Raw genomic sequence first — 18453 nt, 5'->3', positions numbered from 1 at the left:
TGTTACTTGCAATAGCGCAGGAAACAAGTAGGAAATTTTAGTTTAAAGAGTCAATAAAGAAGAGAAAAGCTTTTGTATAAAATAAATTGATTAAAATAGATGAAATATTGATAAAAGTAGCGGTTATGGCAGAGGTAAGACAAAAGAAAGGGCAATTTTTACCCTTTCTTTTATTAATGAAGATTTTTCGCTAATTAACAGGCTTGTTTAACAAGAGGAACGTCAAAGGCTTTGCGTAGCTTGTCAACAAAGTCATTGTCGTCACAAATGGTTTTACCTGGGCTATCTGATAATTTAGCAACTGGCTTACCATTACATTCCACCAGCTTAATCACAATATTAAGCGGTGTGATTTCAGGAATGTTGCAAGTGAGTCGAGTACCAATACCAAAGATTAAACGAATACGCTTATGGAAATGTTTATAAAGTACCAGCGCTTTTTGAAAATCAAGACTATCAGAAAAGACTAATACTTTACTCATTGGATCAATGCCCAATTTTTCATAATGCGCGATCGCTTTTTCACCCCATTCAATAGGATCGCCAGAGTCGTGACGTAAACCTTGGTAGCTCTCTGCAAAGTTTTTATCAAAATCACGCAAAAACGCATCCATTGTAATGCAATCTGTTAATGCGATACCTAATTGATCAGGGTATTCATCTAACCAAGACTGCAAGGCGGCGCGCTGACTATTTGCCAGTTCAGGGCTAATCTGTTGATGAGCCTGAAACCACTCGTGAGCTTGTGTTCCCACTGGAGCTAATTGCATCCGTTCAGCTAAATGATAATTACTTGTACCAATAAGATAAGGAAAATGATTTTTCAGCTCATCCACAATGGCACACTGCACATCATAAGAAAAACGGCGGCGAGTACCAAAATCCATCAACTTAAAATCAGCTAAGTCAACCTGTTGCTCAGCAGCATCACGGTAGAAGATATCGATTAATTTACGTAGCTGATTAACTGCATCATCTGGTGTGATTTGAGGCGAGCGGGCACGATGTACAATTTCACTCACTAAAGCCAACAACGGAACTTCCCATAGAATAACTTCGCGCCAAGGGCCTGTTATTCTGATCGTCAGTTGGTTTTCAGGTGTCGCTGAAATTTGGACTTGTTCTGGTTTAAAGCGGAAATGTTTGAACCATTGCAGATAGTCATTTTTGAAAAAGGGGAGACTCTGAAGATAGTCAAATTCTTCATTCGTTAATGACAGGTCTGCCATCATATTAACTTGATGGCGTAAGGTTGTTGCATATTCACCTAGACGTTCATCACTCCGACAGCGGAACTCAGCAACGACAGGAATATCACTATAATGGTGGTAAACCGCTTGTTGCATGTGGAGCTTATATGCATCGGTATCCAACAGTGATGTAATAATCGGTGTAGCGTCTAAAATCATAGCGCGTCAAGCATCCTCACGGAGCGTTTTTATGTCTGCTAAATCGTTAAGGTTGGAGAGTATACCCGAATATGACGACAAAGCGTCACTATTCAACAATATTTCTCTGCGACATAAAAACAAGCTGTAAAACTTAGATGAGTTTACCACGTTAAACATAATTTGGGAGTATATTAGCATCATTTACCAAATAAATTGGTTACATGTATTAATAAACTATTAACATTCTGTTGACTTTTAATGTTTTCAATTGAATATTCGACTGGCTAAACAGATTTTTGACGAGTAAGCTTTGGTAATATAACCGTTAAATAGTCGTGTTAACTAAAAGGTTTTTTCTATGACACAACAAAGAATCGCGAAATTTCGCAAAGATTATCGTGCTCCTGACTACACAATCACCGATTTACATCTTGATTTTATCTTAGATAAAGAAAATACCCAGGTTACAGCGATAAGCCAGTGTAAACGCCTAAACTCAGATGCAACGGCATTAGTGTTAGATGGTGAAGACTTAACATTAAAATCAATTGCAGTAAATGATGTTGCTTGGACACACTATAAAGAAGAAAACGGCAAACTCATCATTGAACAACTGCCAGAGCAATTTACATTAAAAATTGTTAATGAGATTAATCCATCAGCTAATACAGCATTAGAAGGACTGTATGTTTCTGGTGATGCATTATGTACGCAGTGCGAAGCAGAAGGCTTCCGCCATATTACCTACTATTTAGATAGACCAGATGTATTAGCTCGTTACACCACAACAATTACAGCAGACAAAAAACAGTATCCTTACTTATTGTCAAATGGTAACCGTATTGCACAAGGTGAACTTGATGATGGTCGTCATTGGGTAACATGGGAAGATCCACATCCAAAACCAAGTTATTTATTTGCGGTAGTGGCGGGTGACTTTGATGTATTACGAGATACTTTTACCACCAAAAGCGGTCGTGAAGTTGCTTTAGAGCTTTTTGTTGATAAAGGTAATTTAGATCGTGCAGATTGGGCAATGACATCATTGAAAAATGCGATGGCATGGGATCAATCTCGCTTTAATTTAGAATACGATCTCGATATCTATATGATAGTCGCTGTTGATTTCTTTAATATGGGTGCGATGGAGAATAAAGGACTGAATGTCTTTAACTCTAAATATGTGCTAGCAAAAAGTGAAACGGCAACCGACAAAGATTACTTAGGTATTGAGTCTGTTATTGGTCATGAATATTTCCATAACTGGACAGGTAACCGCATTACTTGCCGTGATTGGTTTCAGTTAAGCCTAAAAGAAGGTTTAACCGTTTTCCGTGATCAAGAATTTAGCTCTGATTTAGGCTCTCGCTCTGTTAATCGTATCAATAATGTACGAGTGATGCGTACCGCACAGTTTGCAGAAGATGCAAGCCCTATGGCACATCCAATTCGTCCTGATAGTGTGATCGAAATGAACAACTTCTATACTTTAACAGTATATGAAAAAGGTTCAGAAGTGATCCGAATGATCCACACCTTATTAGGCGAAGAGCAATTCCAAGCTGGCATTCAAATGTATATTCATCGTCATGATGGTAGTGCTGCAACTTGTGACGATTTTATTCAAGCAATGGAAGATGCCTCTAATGTTGATCTGACCTTATTCCGTCGTTGGTATAGCCAATCGGGTACGCCACAACTGACAGTTCGTGATAGTTATGATGCTAATAAAAAGCAATACACTTTAACTGTTAGCCAAATGACGCCACCGACAGCCGATCAATCAGAGAAACAGCCATTACATATTCCATTAGATATTGAATTATATGATAGCCAAGGCAATGTGATCCCTCTGCGTTCACAAGGTCAAACTATTTCTAATGTATTAAATGTGGTACGTGAAGAGCAGCAGTTTATCTTTGACGATGTACCAGAACAACCGATCCCATCTTTATTACGTGAGTTCTCTGCGCCTGTAAAACTTGATTATCCATTTACGGATGAGCAACTCTCTTTCCTAATGAAATATGCACGCAATGCATTTTCACGTTGGGATGCAGCTCAAGCATTATTAGGTCGTTATATAAAAGAAAATGTTGCTCGAGTTCAAAAAGGCGAAACCTGCATTCTTCCTGAAATGGTGGTTGATGCTTTCCGTGCAGTATTACTTGATAAAGATATTGACCCTGCATTAGCGGCACTTATTCTGACATTACCAACAGATGTCGAAGCGGGCGAATCATTTAATGTTATTGATCCTGTTGCCATCCATAAAGCGCTTGGTTTTATTCGTACAACACTGGCAACTGAAATGGCAGATGAATTCTCTGCTGTTTATCATTCAATGCATATTGGTGCTTATCGTGTTAATCATGATGATATTGCAAAACGTGATTTGCGTAATGTTTGTTTAGCTTATTTAGCAGTTGAAAATGAGCAAACAGGCAATCAACTTGTTGATGTGCAATACCACAACAGTGATAACATGACTGATGCACTTGCCGCACTTAATGCTGCTGTAATGGCTCAGTTACCTTGCAAAGATGCGTTATTACAAGAATTCGATGATAAATGGCATCAAGACGGTTTAGTGATGGATAAATGGTTTAGTTTACAAGCCATGAGCCCAGCAGCAGATGTGTTACAGACAGTACGTAGTCTGTTATCTCATCGCTCATTTACACTTGCAAACCCTAACCGCACTCGTGCGTTAATTGGTGCCTTTGTAAATAATAACCCAGTCGCTTTCCACGCTGAAGATGGTTCTGGTTACTTATTATTGACAGAAATTCTGATTGATTTAAATAGCCGTAATCCACAAGTTGCATCACGCCTTATTGAGCCGTTTATTCGTCTCAAACGTTATGATGCAACACGCCAAGAAAAAATGCGTGCAGAGTTATTAAAACTGAAAGAACTTGAGAATTTATCAGGTGATTTATATGAGAAAATCACCAAAGCGTTAGCTGATTAATATTACGTTTTATATCACTTTATGAGTGAGTAAATAATATAAAATCAGCATGATAATTAGATCCCCAGCATAGTCTGGGGATTTTTTATGGCGAATTGTGAAATTGAAGCGTTTACTTTTCGTGCTTTTATCTATATGATGCTCGACGCTTAAATTGTCGTAGACATATCATTCCTAATACCCGATATTCTCAATGGAGATCGTATGTATTATTCCTTAGTAAGGAAGGCATTGTTTCGGCTAGATCCTGAACGTGCCCATGATTTTACCTTCCGTCAGTTAAAACGTTTATCTCATTCCCCATTTCAATTTCTTATTCAGCAGTCACTTCCTTCAAAACCCGTTTCCTGTATGGGACTCTCATTTAAAAATCCACTTGGTCTTGCCGCTGGTCTTGATAAGAACGGTGATTGTATAGATGCATTGGGTGCAATGGGATTTGGTTTTATTGAAGTAGGTACAGTGACGCCACGTCCTCAAGTGGGAAATGATAAACCTCGTTTATTCCGCTTAGTGGAAGCTGAAGGCTTAATTAACCGAATGGGCTTTAATAACCTTGGCGTCGATAACTTAATTGAAAATGTAAAACAATCTCGTTATGGTGGCGTACTGGGTATTAATATCGGTAAAAATAAAGATACCCCGGTAGAGCAAGGTAAAGATGATTATCTGATTTGTATGGAAAAAGTCTATGCTCATGCCGGTTATATCGCAATCAACATTTCATCACCAAATACCCCAGGTTTGCGTACTCTACAATACGGTGAAGCATTAGACGATTTGCTATCAGCAATTAAAAATAAACAATTAGAGTTGCAGGGAAAATATCAAAAATATGTTCCTGTCGCTGTTAAAATTGCACCTGATTTAACACATGAAGAATTAATTCAAGTTGCAGATAGCTTAGTCCGTCATCATATTGATGGTGTTATTGCGACAAATACCACATTAGATAAATCATTAGTTAGTGGGTTAGATCACTGTAATGAAGCTGGGGGATTAAGTGGTCGCCCGGTACAATCAAAAAGTACACAAATAATTCGCCAATTAAATGAAGAATTAAAAGGTGCATTACCTATTATTGGTGTAGGTGGAATTGATTCATTAACAGCAGCAAGAGAAAAAATGGACGCTGGCGCTTCTCTTATTCAAGTCTATTCTGGATTCATTTATCAAGGTCCTGCACTTATCAAATCTATAATTAATCATATCTAAATACATTTAATAATGAGTTAGGGGCTTTTCTTCTGCCCCTAACTCGTTTATATTGCCCCTAGTTGGTTATTTTTTATTAAATTGCACTGATTGTGCTTAATTAATAGTAAAATGAATCCTGTTTTTGTTAGGTGATATTAAATATTTTATTTAGGTCATTTAATTTTGATTTTTTATCAGAGTATAAAACAGGGAATGAATCGAAGGGGGATTAATTAGTGATAATAAAACCCGATGATCGCTGGCGTTGGTATTTTGATGTTGAGCAACAAAAATTAATGCTTGATTTAGCAAATGGTATGGTTTTTCGTTCCCGCTTTCCAAGCAAAATGTTGAGTGAGAGTGCTCGACAATCAGCATCTTTTACCGTCGATGATGCGGCTCTTTATTATGGATACGATGAGCAAATTCGACAAATAGATATGCCATCAGAATCAAGAGCTGAATTAGCTTTAAATGCATTAATAGCCCATCGCTTTTTAAAGCCGCTGATGCCTAAGAGTTGGTATTTTGAAGTTAACAATAATCAAATCAACCCTTATTTATCTCAAGTGGTAGAAGCTTCATTAAAAGAAGAAGGCGAAACAGCTCTTTTTTTAGTGACTGAAGTGGGGGCTCAAGCTTGTTTATGTTTATTAGCTCAACCGCAGTTAACATTATTTGATAGAACACTTAATTTTTGTGACCCAATAAAAATTATGAATGACAGGTTAAGCGATTATCATAAAGAGTCAGAGTCAGGATCATTTTTGTACGAGAAAGTTATTTAACAAAAAGAGTAAAAAGGACTTACTCTTTTTATCGTTACTCATCATTTATAACATTCTAAAAACAAATTTACCCTAAATAACACTCCCCAAAATCAAATCTTCATTACTCTCTTTCTGTATCTTTTTCCTAGAAACAAATAAATAGGTTTATTGATAATTCATTATTAAGTTTTTAATAAGATAATTCTTATTAAACAAACTGTTTTATTTAAAATAAAAAAGAATGTAAGGGCAAATTACCTTCTTTTAATTTGTGATAAAGATAAGTGTTATTTTCTATTAAGCGAAAGTTTCACATTACCGCTAGGAATACAGCTACAGGCTAAGATTTTACCTGAGCATTATGGCTGAGCCAAGATAACCCTTTTTTATTAAAAATACTCTTTCATGGAAAGGGGACATGATTGGTCAAGAATTTGTGTGGTTATTAATATGACACTTTGAATAAGAGAAATTTTCTTATGTCGTGCCTAATGTTGAATGTGAACTATGAATAAAGCGGTTTATAAATCTCGTATCAAAAAACAGAATGGTCAAATGACAGTGTATTGCTCATATTAGATCACTATTGTCATTGCATGATTGAATATAAAAAGGAATTTATATGAGTGAACGAGTCAAACCGATCGAAGTAATGAGACGTAACATTTGCCCTGTATGCGCAAAAATGGACTGTCCATTTTTAACAAAGGATAAGCATTGCAAAGAGATGATGGATGCTTTCAGGGAAGGTGATATACCCAAAGCAATAAAAATTTATTCTCAGCGTTATTTACCGTATGCAGGGCTGATGAGTGGTAGTCTAAAGAAAGCAGTTGAATCATATGATTCTATTGTTCAAATGTTTACATCGACATCTAAACAGCAAATCAGTATTCCTGCTGAGTTAAATACAGCAATAATATCTGCACAGTCTACGTTAATACCAGGAAAGAGTATCAATAAAGCCACATTAGCTCCAGTCGCTATATTCACTCCTGCAATAACAACGACAAGTGCAACGTCCGTGACAGAAACTTTAGGGGCTATTTTAGGGCGTGCATTAGGTTTAGGTGCTGGCCTTATGCTGTATTCTCCTCCTGTTGGGGTAGGGAGTGATAGATATCCTGCCGTTATTTACCAAGAGTATCCTAAAAACCAAGAAACCGCACTTACTGTGGCAGGGCTGAAATTAAACATCCCTAAAGAAGCACAGTTAAGAGATATTGCAAAGCAAAAAGGGATAATTAATACCTCAGCTACTGTAATCGAACAGGTAGTTAATGGGACGAAGCAAATTGAATTAGTGAGAACGGATGCACCTGTTAAAACTCGTGTAGTTGAAGCGAGAAAAACAGTTGAAAAAGGTATTTTTGCTTATACTTTACCAAATGAGAAACAAGAAAGAATAGTTCAGATTGGTAGTGTAGCGATATTAACGGGTACGGCTTTACCTCAACCTGAAAGGCATAAATATCTATCAGGTAAGGTATTCGATATACCTAGATTTAATAACTTACCTTTACAGCAACCAACATTCTTTACTGAGAGTGAGAAAAAGCAGTCCAAGCTGAAAGAGCCTATAATTTTGGTGTTTCCATGGGAATTGGGAATAAAACCAATTTATTTATCGACAGGGAAGAAAGATAAACCTCGTCAGGGAGTAAAAGAACGTGGTCATAGTTATCATGAACCTCCTAAAACTCAAGATATTAAAGGGTTAGGTGAATTAAAAGAAAGTAAACCTAAAACACCGAAACAGGGCGGTGCAGGTAGACGAACTCGCTGGATTGGAGACAAAGGGCGTAAAATTTATGAATGGGATTATCAGCATGGGGAAATAGAAGGTTACCGCGCTAGTGATGGACAGCATATTGGTGCATTTGATCCAAAAACGGGTAATCAATTAAAGCCTGCTGATCCAAAACGTAGTATCAAAAAATATCTGTAAGGACAATATAATGGGATTAAAATTGAGAGTTTATTGGTTTGATAAAAAAACTGATGATTTTATTGGTGAAGAGTATTCCAAAGATTTTGGTGATGATGACTTCCTAATTGATGAAACTATTAACCCCCAAGATGAAAATATTATCAATAATGGTGAGTTTGATTTGGAAACAGAGTGGGTTAACAATATTCAAAAACATATAACTCATAAAATTGAACAAGATAAATATGACTATTTTATTAGTTTTGCTTATCGTGATAAATGGTAAATATATACAATATTCACTTACATCATTTTAAAAGCCTCTTAACAGAGGCTTTTTTATTGTGCCTGACCCGTCCTAGCAAGAAATGAGTTTAACTCACTCATCCCCAATAAAATCCTTTCCATTATCTTTATACTTAATAAGGTAATGCTTTTCTGGCAAACCATAACGACTGACAATGCAATGAATATTGGGGAAGCTTACTTGCCCTAAGAATTCAATAAACTCAGTTATATATGAGTGAGGTATAATTAATCAATTTAATGTTTACCGATAACGATATATATCATACATAACTGTGTTTATATTTAGTTTTTTATTTAATTTATTTGTTCATATCAATTTGATTTTTATTTTCTATTAAGCGAAAGTTTCACATTCCCGCTAGGAACACAGCTACAGGCTAAGATTTTACCTGAGCGTTTAATTGCGCCAGCTTTTAATGCATTAACATCACCTTCATCCAATTGGATAACACAAGAGCCGCAAAGGCCAGCTCGGCAACTATAAGGAATGGTATAACCATTATTTTCAAGCTGCTCTAACAGAACTTCTTGGTTATTACCTTCGAAAACTTCACCATTAAATTCAATGCTAACAGTCTGTTCTTGTGTGTTTTCAATGATAGGTGCTGATTGTGTTTCAACAGGTGCTGTTACAAGATACTGTTTCGCTTCTTTATAAGCTAATACTTCAACAGTATCTCCCACACGTATAATACCAGTTTGACGAATGATGACATTTTGACCAAAATCGACATCACCCGTTTCATCACTACGGAATGTTTGCAGTGTTGCGAGTGGTTCTGTGTTAGGATGTTTCACGCCTTTATCGATACTAATTGTGGTCATGATACAACGGCTACAAGGTTTCATCAGATCCATCACAACAGAGCCAACACGAATAGTCTGCCAAGTATCTTCTTCAAAAGGCTTTGCACCTGTTATGAGGATATTCCCTCGAAATTGCTCAATATTAATTGAAGCAGGGCAACGCTGTTGTAAGTATTGAAATGAGGCTTCATTAATTAATAAGTAAGGGTAGCCATCAGCGAAAGAAACAGCGGTTTCTGGATTTTTTTTCACTCGGCGTGTCGATTTTTCGCCAGTCCAACGAAGTTGAACATCCATTTTTAAATAACGACTGAACCACTGATTTATTTCATCTGGAGCCACATACGCGGTAAAATGGTTGCCCCAAACTTCTGTCGGTTGCAATGTGGTCTCAAAATCTTGATAGGTGATAGCAATACCTTCACCATCAGGTGCTTGAATATAGATACCATTTGCCATGACAGTGGGAATAAAACACAGCAAAACGGGAAATTTTCGTGCCGTGATAAAAGTCCCTTCTGGGGTGGTTATCATAAAATCGCGATCAAACGTGAATCCGCTCTCACGAGCAAATGCATGAGAAAGTCGAATTCCCTTCATTGATTTAACTGGGTGTATATAAAGGCGTGAAACGTTGATCATCAGTGCTCCCAAAAGACATTATTATTTTTTATAGCCAGTAACTTTATGACAACGTAATACAATTAGCTATAATGCCCAACAATTTTATTTTAGGTGGTAACAATATTATGCGCTCTCTGTTTGCCAGCACAGGCCGAGGTCTGGAAGAACTATTAAAATCTGAACTTGAACACCTTGGTGCTCAGGCTTGCCAGATAACTCAAGGCGGTGTTTATTTTCGTGCTGATGATAAAACCATGTATCAGTCTTTACTTTGGAGTCGTTTAGCGTCGCGCATTATGTTGCCGTTAAATGAATTCAATGTTTATAGTGATCTAGACTTATACCTTGGTGTGCAGGCAATTGATTGGAGTGAGATTTTTACTGTTGATCAGACTTTTGCTATCCATTTTAATGGCACGAATGATGTTATTCGGAATAGCCAATATGGTGCATTAAAAGCGAAAGATGCCATCGTTGACTCCTTCCAACGTAAAATAGGGCAACGTCCAGATGTCGCTAAACAGTCCCCTGATATCCGCTTAACCATTCACCTTCATAAAGAAAAAGCTTCGCTATCTTTAGATTTAAGTGGTGATGGTTTACATCAACGTGGCTACCGTGATTTAACAGGGCAAGCACCTTTAAAAGAGAACTTAGCTGCCGCTATTATCATGCGTTCAGGCTGGAAAATCGACACACCATTGATCGATCCAATGTGTGGCTCCGGTACATTATTAATTGAAGCAGCCATGATGGCGACTGATTGTGCTCCAGCATTAAATCGTGTGCATTGGGGATTCCGTCATTGGTTAGGTCACGATGAAGCGTTATGGAAAGAAGTGACCCATGAAGCTTTTTCCCGTTTCCGTGAAGGTAAAAAGAACACTACTGCGCGTTTCTATGGTTTTGATGTTGATAAACGCGTATTGGATATGGCAAGAGCCAATGCACGCAGAGCTGATGTTGCTGAACTGATCACCTTTGCTCACGGTGATGCGGCTAAACTGACAAACCCTGTTTCAGCGGAAATCAAAGGGACAATTATCAGTAACCCACCGTATGGTGAACGCTTGGAAAGTGAACCAGCATTAATTGCACTTCACAGCCAATTAGGACGAGCAGTAAAAGCACACTTCCCAGGTTGGAGATTGTCACTATTTAGTGCATCACCTGAGTTGTTAAGTTGCATTCAATTGCGTGCTGAACGAGAGTTCAAAGCAAAAAATGGTCCTCTAGATTGTGTACAAAAGAACTATTTGCTTTCTGATACACCGTCAACGATTAACACTGGACTTGCTGAAGATTTTGCAAACCGTTTACGTAAAAACGAGAAAAAGCTCGCGAAATGGGCAAAACAACAGCAAATTGAATGTTATCGCTTATACGATGCTGATTTACCTGAATATAATGTTGCTGTAGATCGCTATGGCGATAAAGTGGTTATCCAAGAGTATGCGCCACCTAAAACAGTTAATGAGCACAAAGCTCGTCAGCGTTTATTCGATGTGATTAGTGCAACAATGGAAGTACTGGCATTACGTTCTGATCAACTGATTTTAAAAACTCGCCAACGTCAAAAAGGCAAACAGCAGTATGAAAAAATGGCCGAAAAGGGTGATTTTTTCTTAGTTGACGAGTTTGGTGCAAAATTCTGGGTGAATTTAACAGATTATCTTGATACAGGGTTGTTCTTAGATCACCGTATTGCACGAAAAATGCTGAGTGAAATGAGCAATGGAAAAGACTTCTTAAATCTTTTTGCTTATACCGGTACGGCTTCTGTTCATGCTGGAATTGGTGGTGCGAAAAGCACAACAACAGTTGATATGTCTCGTACTTATCTTGAATGGGCTGAGAAAAATTTCCAAGCGAATGGCCTGTCAGGTAGACAACACCGTTTAATGCAAGCAGATTGCATTCAATGGTTAATGCAGAGCAATGAACAATTTGATGTGATTTTTATCGATCCGCCTACGTTTTCTAACTCAAAACGAATGGAAAACACCTTTGATGTACAGCGTGATCACATTGAATTAATGAAACATCTGAAACGTTTGTTGAGAAAAGGCGGAACAATTATGTTCTCAAATAACAAACGTGGATTCAAAATGGAACATGACGAGTTAGCAAAAATTGGGTTGTGTGCAAAAGAGATAACACAGAAAACATTATCACAAGACTTTGCACGTAACCGCCAAATTCACAATTGCTGGCTGCTAACTCATGCTGGTGAGGAATAATTTACAATGCCGTTAATTAGTTTGACTGGGGCTTATTTATCTTTCAGTGATGCTCCACTATTAGATAGCACCGATTTATTTATTGAAGAAAATGAACGCGTTTGTTTAGTTGGGCGCAATGGTGCGGGTAAATCAACATTACTAAGAGTGTTATCTAAAGAGCAACCTTTAGATGATGGTCAAGTTGTTTATGAACAAGATCTTGTGACAGCTCGCTTACAGCAAGATCCCCCTAGAGATATTGAAGGCACTATCTTCGACTTTGTTGCAGAAGGTGTTGAAGAAGATGCTAAATACCTAACAGATTATCACCATATTTCTAAACTGATTGAGACAGATCCTTCTGACAAAAATCTCAATAAAATGGCAGAGCTACAAGAAGTACTTGATAGCCGTAACTTGTGGTTGCTTGATAGCCGAATTGCAGAAGTGCTAGAAAAACTTGGTTTAGATGGTGAAGCAGAGCTTTCTTCTTTATCAGGTGGTTGGTTAAGAAAAGCAGCCTTAGGGCGTGCATTAGTCAGCGCACCTAGAGTGCTATTTTTAGATGAACCAACAAACCACCTTGATATTGAGACGATCCTTTGGCTTGAGAAATTCTTAAAAGATTTCCAAGGAAGTATCGTGTTTATTTCCCATGACCGTTCATTTATCCGTAATATGGCAACGCGTATTATCGATCTTGATCGTGGAAAACTTTCTTCATGGCCGGGAAATTACGATAAGTATCTTGAAAGTAAAGAAGAAGCACTGCGTGTTGAAGAGCAACAAAACGCAGAGTTTGATCGCAAATTAGCGCAAGAAGAAGCGTGGATACGCCAAGGTATTAAAGCACGACGCACTCGTAACGAAGGTCGTGTAAGAGCATTAAAAGCATTGCGTGTTGAACGCAGTGAACGTCGTGAAGTGTTAGGCAGTGCTCGTATGCAGGTCGAAGAAGCTACGCGTTCAGGCAAAATTGTTTTTGAACTTGAAGATGTTAATTACAGCATTGGAATGCGTAAGTTAGTTCGTGATTTTTCTGCCAAAGTACAACGTGGCGATAAAATTGCGCTGGTGGGGCCAAATGGCTGCGGTAAAACCACTTTATTGAAACTTATGCTAGGGGATTTAAAAGCAGACAGCGGGCGAGTTCATTGTGGTACTAAGCTTGAAGTCGCTTACTTTGATCAGCATCGTGCAGCACTTGATCCTGATAAAACAGTGATGGATAACCTTGCTGAAGGTAAGCAAGAAGTCATGGTAAATGGCCGCCCTCGTCACGTACTTGGTTATTTGCAAGACTTTTTATTCCCACCTAAACGTGCAATGACTCCCGTTCGTGCACTTTCAGGAGGTGAGAGAAATCGTCTATTACTGGCGCGTTTATTCTTAAAACCAAGTAACTTGCTTATTCTCGATGAACCAACCAACGATCTCGATGTTGAAACATTGGAATTGTTAGAAGAGCTAGTTGATGCTTACCAAGGCACTGTTTTACTAGTTAGCCATGATCGTGAATTTGTTGATAATAGTGTTACTGAGTGTTGGATCTTTGAAGGCGATGGTGTTATTAACAGCTACGTTGGTGGATATTTCGATGCTCAGCAACAAAGAGCACAGTCGGTTTCACTAAAAAGTGAAGCAAACAAATCACGTAACGCACCAGAAAAAGCTGAAAAAGAAGCAAAAGCGAAAGATAGCTCTAAAAAGAACACTCGCACTAACAAATTAAGTTATCATTTGACGCGAGAACTCGAGCAACTTCCTGCAAAATTAGAAAGCTTAGAAACTCAGTTAAGCGCGTTACAAGAAGAAGTGAGTGGGGCAGATTTCTTTACTCGTCCTCATGAAGAGACAGAAAAAGTTTTAAAGGCGCTTGCAGATAAAGAACAAGAGCTTGAAACTGCTTTTGATAGATGGCAAGAGCTAGAATTGATGCAAAACGGCGAATAGCCAACCGAAAACGGGGCATCACGCCCCGTTTTACTTTCTGGATTAAATATTCTTTTATTGATTATTCTAAATAAGAGGTGTCGCAGTGTGCTCTGGTCAACAACATCGGCATGAACATAAACATGAGCAAATATTATGTCCGCAGTGCGATCTGGTGGTCAGCGTTCCTCAATTAGCACAAGGAACAAAAGCAACGTGCCCTCGCTGCCATACAGTATTAACTGCACGTTGGCGTCAACCTTTTTATCAACCTGTTGCATTAGCAATCAGCGCATTATTTATGTTGCTGATGGCAAGCCAGTTTACCTTCGTGAGTATGGAAGTGGCGGGTATCGCCAACAATGTCACACTGATGCAAATTCCAACCGTTATGTTTAGCGAAAATTACGTTGAATTAGGCGCATTTTTCCTACTCTTTGTCCAAATAGTGCCCGCTTTTTGTATGGTGGCAATCTTACTTCTTTGCACACCTATTCAATTACCTAGAAAGCTACAAATTTGGTTATCACGTATTTTATTCCAATTAAAATCGTGGTGTATGGCAGAGATTTTTCTTGCAGGAATTTTAGTTAGCTTTGTAAAATTAATGGCTTATGGTGATATTGGGCTAGGGCTTAGTTTCCTACCTTATGTGCTTTATTGCTTGTTTCAAATTCGAGCATTCCAGTGCCTTGATAGACATACTTTATGGGAAAAATTAGAACCTCGACCGAGTTATCCTGATATAGAATCAGGTAAGTCTGGGTTAAAACAAGGGGTTAGATTATGTCGTTCATGTACGGCAATTTTACCAGTAGATCAATACGAATGTAGCCGTTGTGAAGTGACAGGACATGCAAGAAGACCTAAAAGCTTACAATGGACGGTCTCTTTGTTGATTACGTCGTTAATTCTTTATATCCCTGCTAATTTATTACCCATTATGGTCACTGAATCTTTAGGTAATAACATTTATTCGACCATTATGGCTGGGGTTATTTTGCTATGGGAAGATGGCTCTTACCCCGTTGCAATGGTGATATTTATTGCCAGTATTATGGTGCCAAGTTTAAAAATGCTCGCAATTGCTTGGTTGTGTTGGGATGCACACAAATCTAATGGAAAAAGAGATCCTGCTAGAATGCATTTTCTCTATGAAGTTGTTGAATATGTAGGGCGTTGGTCGATGATTGACGTCTTCGTCATTGCTGTTTTAGCTTCATTAGTCAGAATGGGACGTCTGATGAGCATCTATCCTGATTTTGGTGTGGTGCTATTTGCATTGGTTGTAGTGTTAACTATGTTCTCTGCAATGATGTTTGATCCTCGGTTGACGTGGGATAAGTGTACAACTGATGATGATAAACCCACGATTAAGGAGCCTAAGGGTGACTGAAAAGAATGAAACTGCTTTAACTGAAGCAAAAATTAACAAGCTAAAAAGCTGGTCTCCAGTTTGGATCATACCACTCGTCACCTTACTGATTGGTGCGTGGATACTTTATTATCATTTCAGCCATCAAGGTCCAGAAGTTACATTAATTACCTATAATGCAGATGGCATTGAAGCAGGTAAAACTAAAATTAAAAGTCGTAGTGTAGATATCGGTCTAGTTGAAAGTGTCACACTCGATAGTAATTTTAGTCGCGTTATTATTACGGCTCGCCTTGATAAAGACATGAAAGAGTTATTACGCGCAGATACTGCATTTTGGGTTGTAAGACCTCAAGTCGGTAAAGAAGGTGTAACGGGTTTAGGAACCTTGCTTTCTGGTGCTTACATAGAGTTACAGCCGGGATTGAAAGGCAAAGAAGAAGATGAATTTAATCTTCTTGACTCGCCACCGTTAGCTTCGCCAGATGCAAAAGGTATTCGCATCAATTTGGTAAGTGAAGCAGCAGGCCAATTAAATGCGGGTGATCCTGTTTTATTTAGAGGTTACCAAGTCGGCTCTGTTGAAACGAGTGAATTCAATATTGATAGCCGAGATATGCATTATCAACTCTTTATCAAAGCGCCTTATGACAAAATGGTGACATCAAATGTTCGGTTCTGGAAAGATTCTGGTATCGCTTTTGATATGTCTTCATCGGGTGTGCGTGTTGAAATGGCATCACTTTCTACGCTCTTTAGTGGTGGTGTTAGTTTTGATGTCCCTGCGGGATGGGTCCCAGGTGATCCTATTGCACCTAAAACAGAATTTAAGCTCTACGATAATGAAAAGAGTATTCAAAACTCACTATATACTGACTATCGTAGCTACATCATGTTCTTCTCTGATTCTGTAAGAGGGTTGCAAGCCGGAGCTCCTGTAGAATTCCGTGGAATTCGCATGGGAACGGTTGTACAAGTCCCTTATTACACTAAAGGTATGCAACAATCGCTGGATAAAGATTTTCGTATTCCCGTACTTATTCATGTTGAACCAGAACGTTTTGCCAATGATGTCGGTGAGAGTTTCGACTTCGTTAAAGAAATTACTTTTGCTTCCAATAATGGATTAAGAGCATCACTGAAATCAGGTAACCTATTAACTGGTGCACTTTATATTGACCTTGATTTCTACCCTGATGAAGCTAAATGGGAAGGCCCTCAAGAGGTTGCTGGTTTCCAACAAATTCCAACGGTTGGCTCTGGTTTAGCGCAAATTCAGCAAAAAGTAATGACTTCGCTGGATAAGATCAACAATCTGCCTGTTGAACCAATGCTTAAAGAGATGACAGCAACATTATCTGAAAGTCAAAAAGCAGTCAGCGAGGCTAAAGAAACACTGAAAGCATTGAATGCCATGATTGGTAGTGATGAATTTAGAAACCTTCCTAATGATATTCAGCAGTCATTAAAAGAGATCAATCGTAGTATGCAAGGCTTCCAACCGGGCTCTCCTGCATACGGAAAAATGATTGATAATATGCAACAGCTTGATCAGGTGTTAAGAGAGATGCAGCCTTTATTGAAAACATTGAACAATAAGAGCAACGCATTGATTTTCGAAGCGAAGGAAGGTAAAGATCCAGAACCAAAGAGGGCTGAAAAATGAAGAAATACATCATTGGGATATTTGTACTGATGTTAACGGCATGTTCAAGCCAGACTAATAAAACGTATTATCAGTTACCTGATGTTTATCAAGGTAGCGTACCAGAACAAGTCTCGGCAACACAGTCAGCTAAGAAGCCTCAAATTTGGGTTCAACCGATCCGTTTATCCAATATGTTAGTTAATGCTGGAATTGTTTATCAAACGACGGATATTAACTATACCGTGGCTAATCAGCACCTATGGATTAATCCGCTTGATCAGCAATTACAACAGAACCTTATTTCAGGTTTAACAAAAGCATTACCGGGTACAGTGGTTGCTAATCAACCTGTTGAAGATAACTTGGCAAAGTTAACGGTCACCGTTAATTACTTTCAAGGTCGTTATGATGGACAGGTAATTATCTCAGGTGACTGGATTTATACTGAAAACAATAAAGTGATTAATCAGCCATTCTCTTTAGTTTTAACGCAAACAGAAGATGGTTATCCAGCTTTAGTGCGTACATTAGGACAGGGATGGGAGCAAGTTGTTTCTGATATAGCGAAAGCAATTCAAGCTCAATACTAACTGACTTAGCATTACGTTTATTCAAACCCAGTATTCTCTTAAATTGTATTTAAGTTGAATATTGGGTTTTGTTTATTTAAAAAACAAAAAAAGGAAACAATATGTTAGAAAGCCTTAAAAAGAAATATCCCACTGCGATCAGTTGGTCATTTGGGGATAATGCTCAGTTAGCGGATGAGCTTGCTATGCTGGTGGTAGAAGGAAAAAAAACGGCAACGTGTAGCTCATTAAATGGTTTTTTTAGTGACAGCGTTATTCCTGTTATTGGAGGCTTTAGCATTATTCTAAATAGTAAAAATGAGCCTATTTGTGTTATTCGAACACGTTCTTTGCAACTAATCCGATTTAATGAAGTCACCGAAGAATTGGCTAAGAGAGAAGGTGAAGGGGATTTAAGTTTGGCATATTGGCAAGAAGGACATAAAGCCTTCTTTAATCGAGAAGGTCATTTTTCAGAAGATATGGAGCTGGTATTTGAAGAGTTTGAATTAATAGAAGTATGTAAGAGGTGTTAATAGCCTATTTTATTTTTAATAATAGCTAATTCCTTAATAAAACAAAGGTAATTAAAAAGAGTTTTCTACAAAAAAATAAAAATAGAGCAAAAAATTATATTTATAAACCAAGTCTTATATTGACATAAATTTAAATAAAAACATCATTTTGTCTTACTTGATTTATTTG

The 18453-nt window shown here is 38.0% G+C and carries 13 protein-coding genes; 11 read left to right on the top strand and 2 right to left on the bottom strand.

Annotated features, from left to right (window positions below; translation table 11 throughout):
- Window positions 1-194: 194 nt before the first annotated feature.
- Window positions 195-1409 carry a nicotinate phosphoribosyltransferase gene (gene pncB, locus AB4J89_RS06960; protein WP_088493280.1) on the bottom strand — a complete coding sequence of 405 codons (1215 nt, stop codon included), beginning with the start codon at window positions 1407-1409 and terminating at the stop codon, window positions 195-197.
- Window positions 1410-1749: 340 nt separating this feature from the next.
- Between pncB and pepN the strand changes: the two genes are divergently transcribed.
- The 5 genes from pepN (at window position 1750) to AB4J89_RS06935 (ending at window position 8548) form a co-directional block, all read left to right on the top strand.
- The gene (pepN, locus tag AB4J89_RS06955) at window positions 1750-4365 is read left to right on the top strand and encodes an aminopeptidase N (protein WP_368468698.1); all 2616 of its coding nucleotides are present in this window, start codon (window positions 1750-1752) and stop codon (window positions 4363-4365) included.
- Between the two features lie 204 nt (window positions 4366-4569).
- The gene (gene pyrD, locus AB4J89_RS06950; protein WP_036912193.1) at window positions 4570-5580 is read left to right on the top strand and encodes a quinone-dependent dihydroorotate dehydrogenase; all 1011 of its coding nucleotides are present in this window, start codon (window positions 4570-4572) and stop codon (window positions 5578-5580) included.
- A gap of 218 nt (window positions 5581-5798) precedes the next feature.
- Window positions 5799-6350, top strand: a complete 552-nt coding sequence (locus AB4J89_RS06945) for a cell division protein ZapC (RefSeq protein ID WP_088493278.1) — start codon at window positions 5799-5801, stop codon at window positions 6348-6350.
- A gap of 604 nt (window positions 6351-6954) precedes the next feature.
- A complete protein-coding gene (locus AB4J89_RS06940) occupies window positions 6955-8280 on the top strand; it encodes a colicin E3/pyocin S6 family cytotoxin (RefSeq protein ID WP_368468695.1) in 1326 nt (441 codons plus the stop codon).
- Window positions 8281-8290: 10 nt separating this feature from the next.
- Window positions 8291-8548, top strand: coding sequence for a colicin E3-like toxin immunity protein (locus AB4J89_RS06935; protein WP_088493276.1), 258 nt, complete (start codon window positions 8291-8293; stop codon window positions 8546-8548).
- A gap of 347 nt (window positions 8549-8895) precedes the next feature.
- On the opposite strand, the gene AB4J89_RS06930 is transcribed toward AB4J89_RS06935, so the two are convergent.
- Window positions 8896-10020, bottom strand: a complete 1125-nt coding sequence (locus AB4J89_RS06930) for a YcbX family protein (protein ID WP_088493275.1) — start codon at window positions 10018-10020, stop codon at window positions 8896-8898.
- 107 nt (window positions 10021-10127) lie between these two features.
- On the opposite strand from AB4J89_RS06930, the gene rlmKL reads away from it, so the two are divergent.
- The 6 genes from rlmKL (at window position 10128) to AB4J89_RS06900 (ending at window position 18284) form a co-directional block, all read left to right on the top strand.
- The gene (gene rlmKL, locus AB4J89_RS06925) at window positions 10128-12242 is read left to right on the top strand and encodes a bifunctional 23S rRNA (guanine(2069)-N(7))-methyltransferase RlmK/23S rRNA (guanine(2445)-N(2))-methyltransferase RlmL (protein WP_368468693.1); all 2115 of its coding nucleotides are present in this window, start codon (window positions 10128-10130) and stop codon (window positions 12240-12242) included.
- 6 nt (window positions 12243-12248) lie between these two features.
- On the top strand, window positions 12249-14177 hold the full coding sequence (locus AB4J89_RS06920) for an ABC transporter ATP-binding protein (RefSeq protein ID WP_088493273.1): 1929 nt from the start codon (window positions 12249-12251) through the stop codon (window positions 14175-14177).
- 85 nt (window positions 14178-14262) lie between these two features.
- Window positions 14263-15552: a membrane integrity-associated transporter subunit PqiA gene (gene pqiA / locus AB4J89_RS06915; protein ID WP_311755171.1), complete on the top strand. Its 1290-nt coding sequence runs from the start codon at window positions 14263-14265 to the stop codon at window positions 15550-15552.
- On the top strand, window positions 15545-17197 hold the full coding sequence (gene pqiB, locus AB4J89_RS06910; protein WP_088493271.1) for an intermembrane transport protein PqiB: 1653 nt from the start codon (window positions 15545-15547) through the stop codon (window positions 17195-17197). The genes pqiA and pqiB overlap by 8 nt, the downstream gene beginning before the upstream one ends.
- Window positions 17194-17769 (top strand): membrane integrity-associated transporter subunit PqiC, encoded by a 576-nt coding sequence (gene pqiC / locus AB4J89_RS06905; RefSeq protein WP_349473213.1) that lies wholly within the window; start codon window positions 17194-17196, stop codon window positions 17767-17769. The genes pqiB and pqiC overlap by 4 nt, the downstream gene beginning before the upstream one ends.
- 101 nt (window positions 17770-17870) lie before the next feature.
- Window positions 17871-18284: an ASCH domain-containing protein gene (locus AB4J89_RS06900; protein WP_088493269.1), complete on the top strand. Its 414-nt coding sequence runs from the start codon at window positions 17871-17873 to the stop codon at window positions 18282-18284.
- Window positions 18285-18453: the final 169 nt, after the last annotated feature.

This window comes from Proteus sp. STS61-E, assembly GCF_040932335.1.
GTDB lineage: Bacteria > Pseudomonadota > Gammaproteobacteria > Enterobacterales > Enterobacteriaceae > Proteus > Proteus mirabilis_B.
Note: the sequence above shows the minus strand (reverse complement) of the source record. Positions and strands in the feature narration are given on the sequence as shown.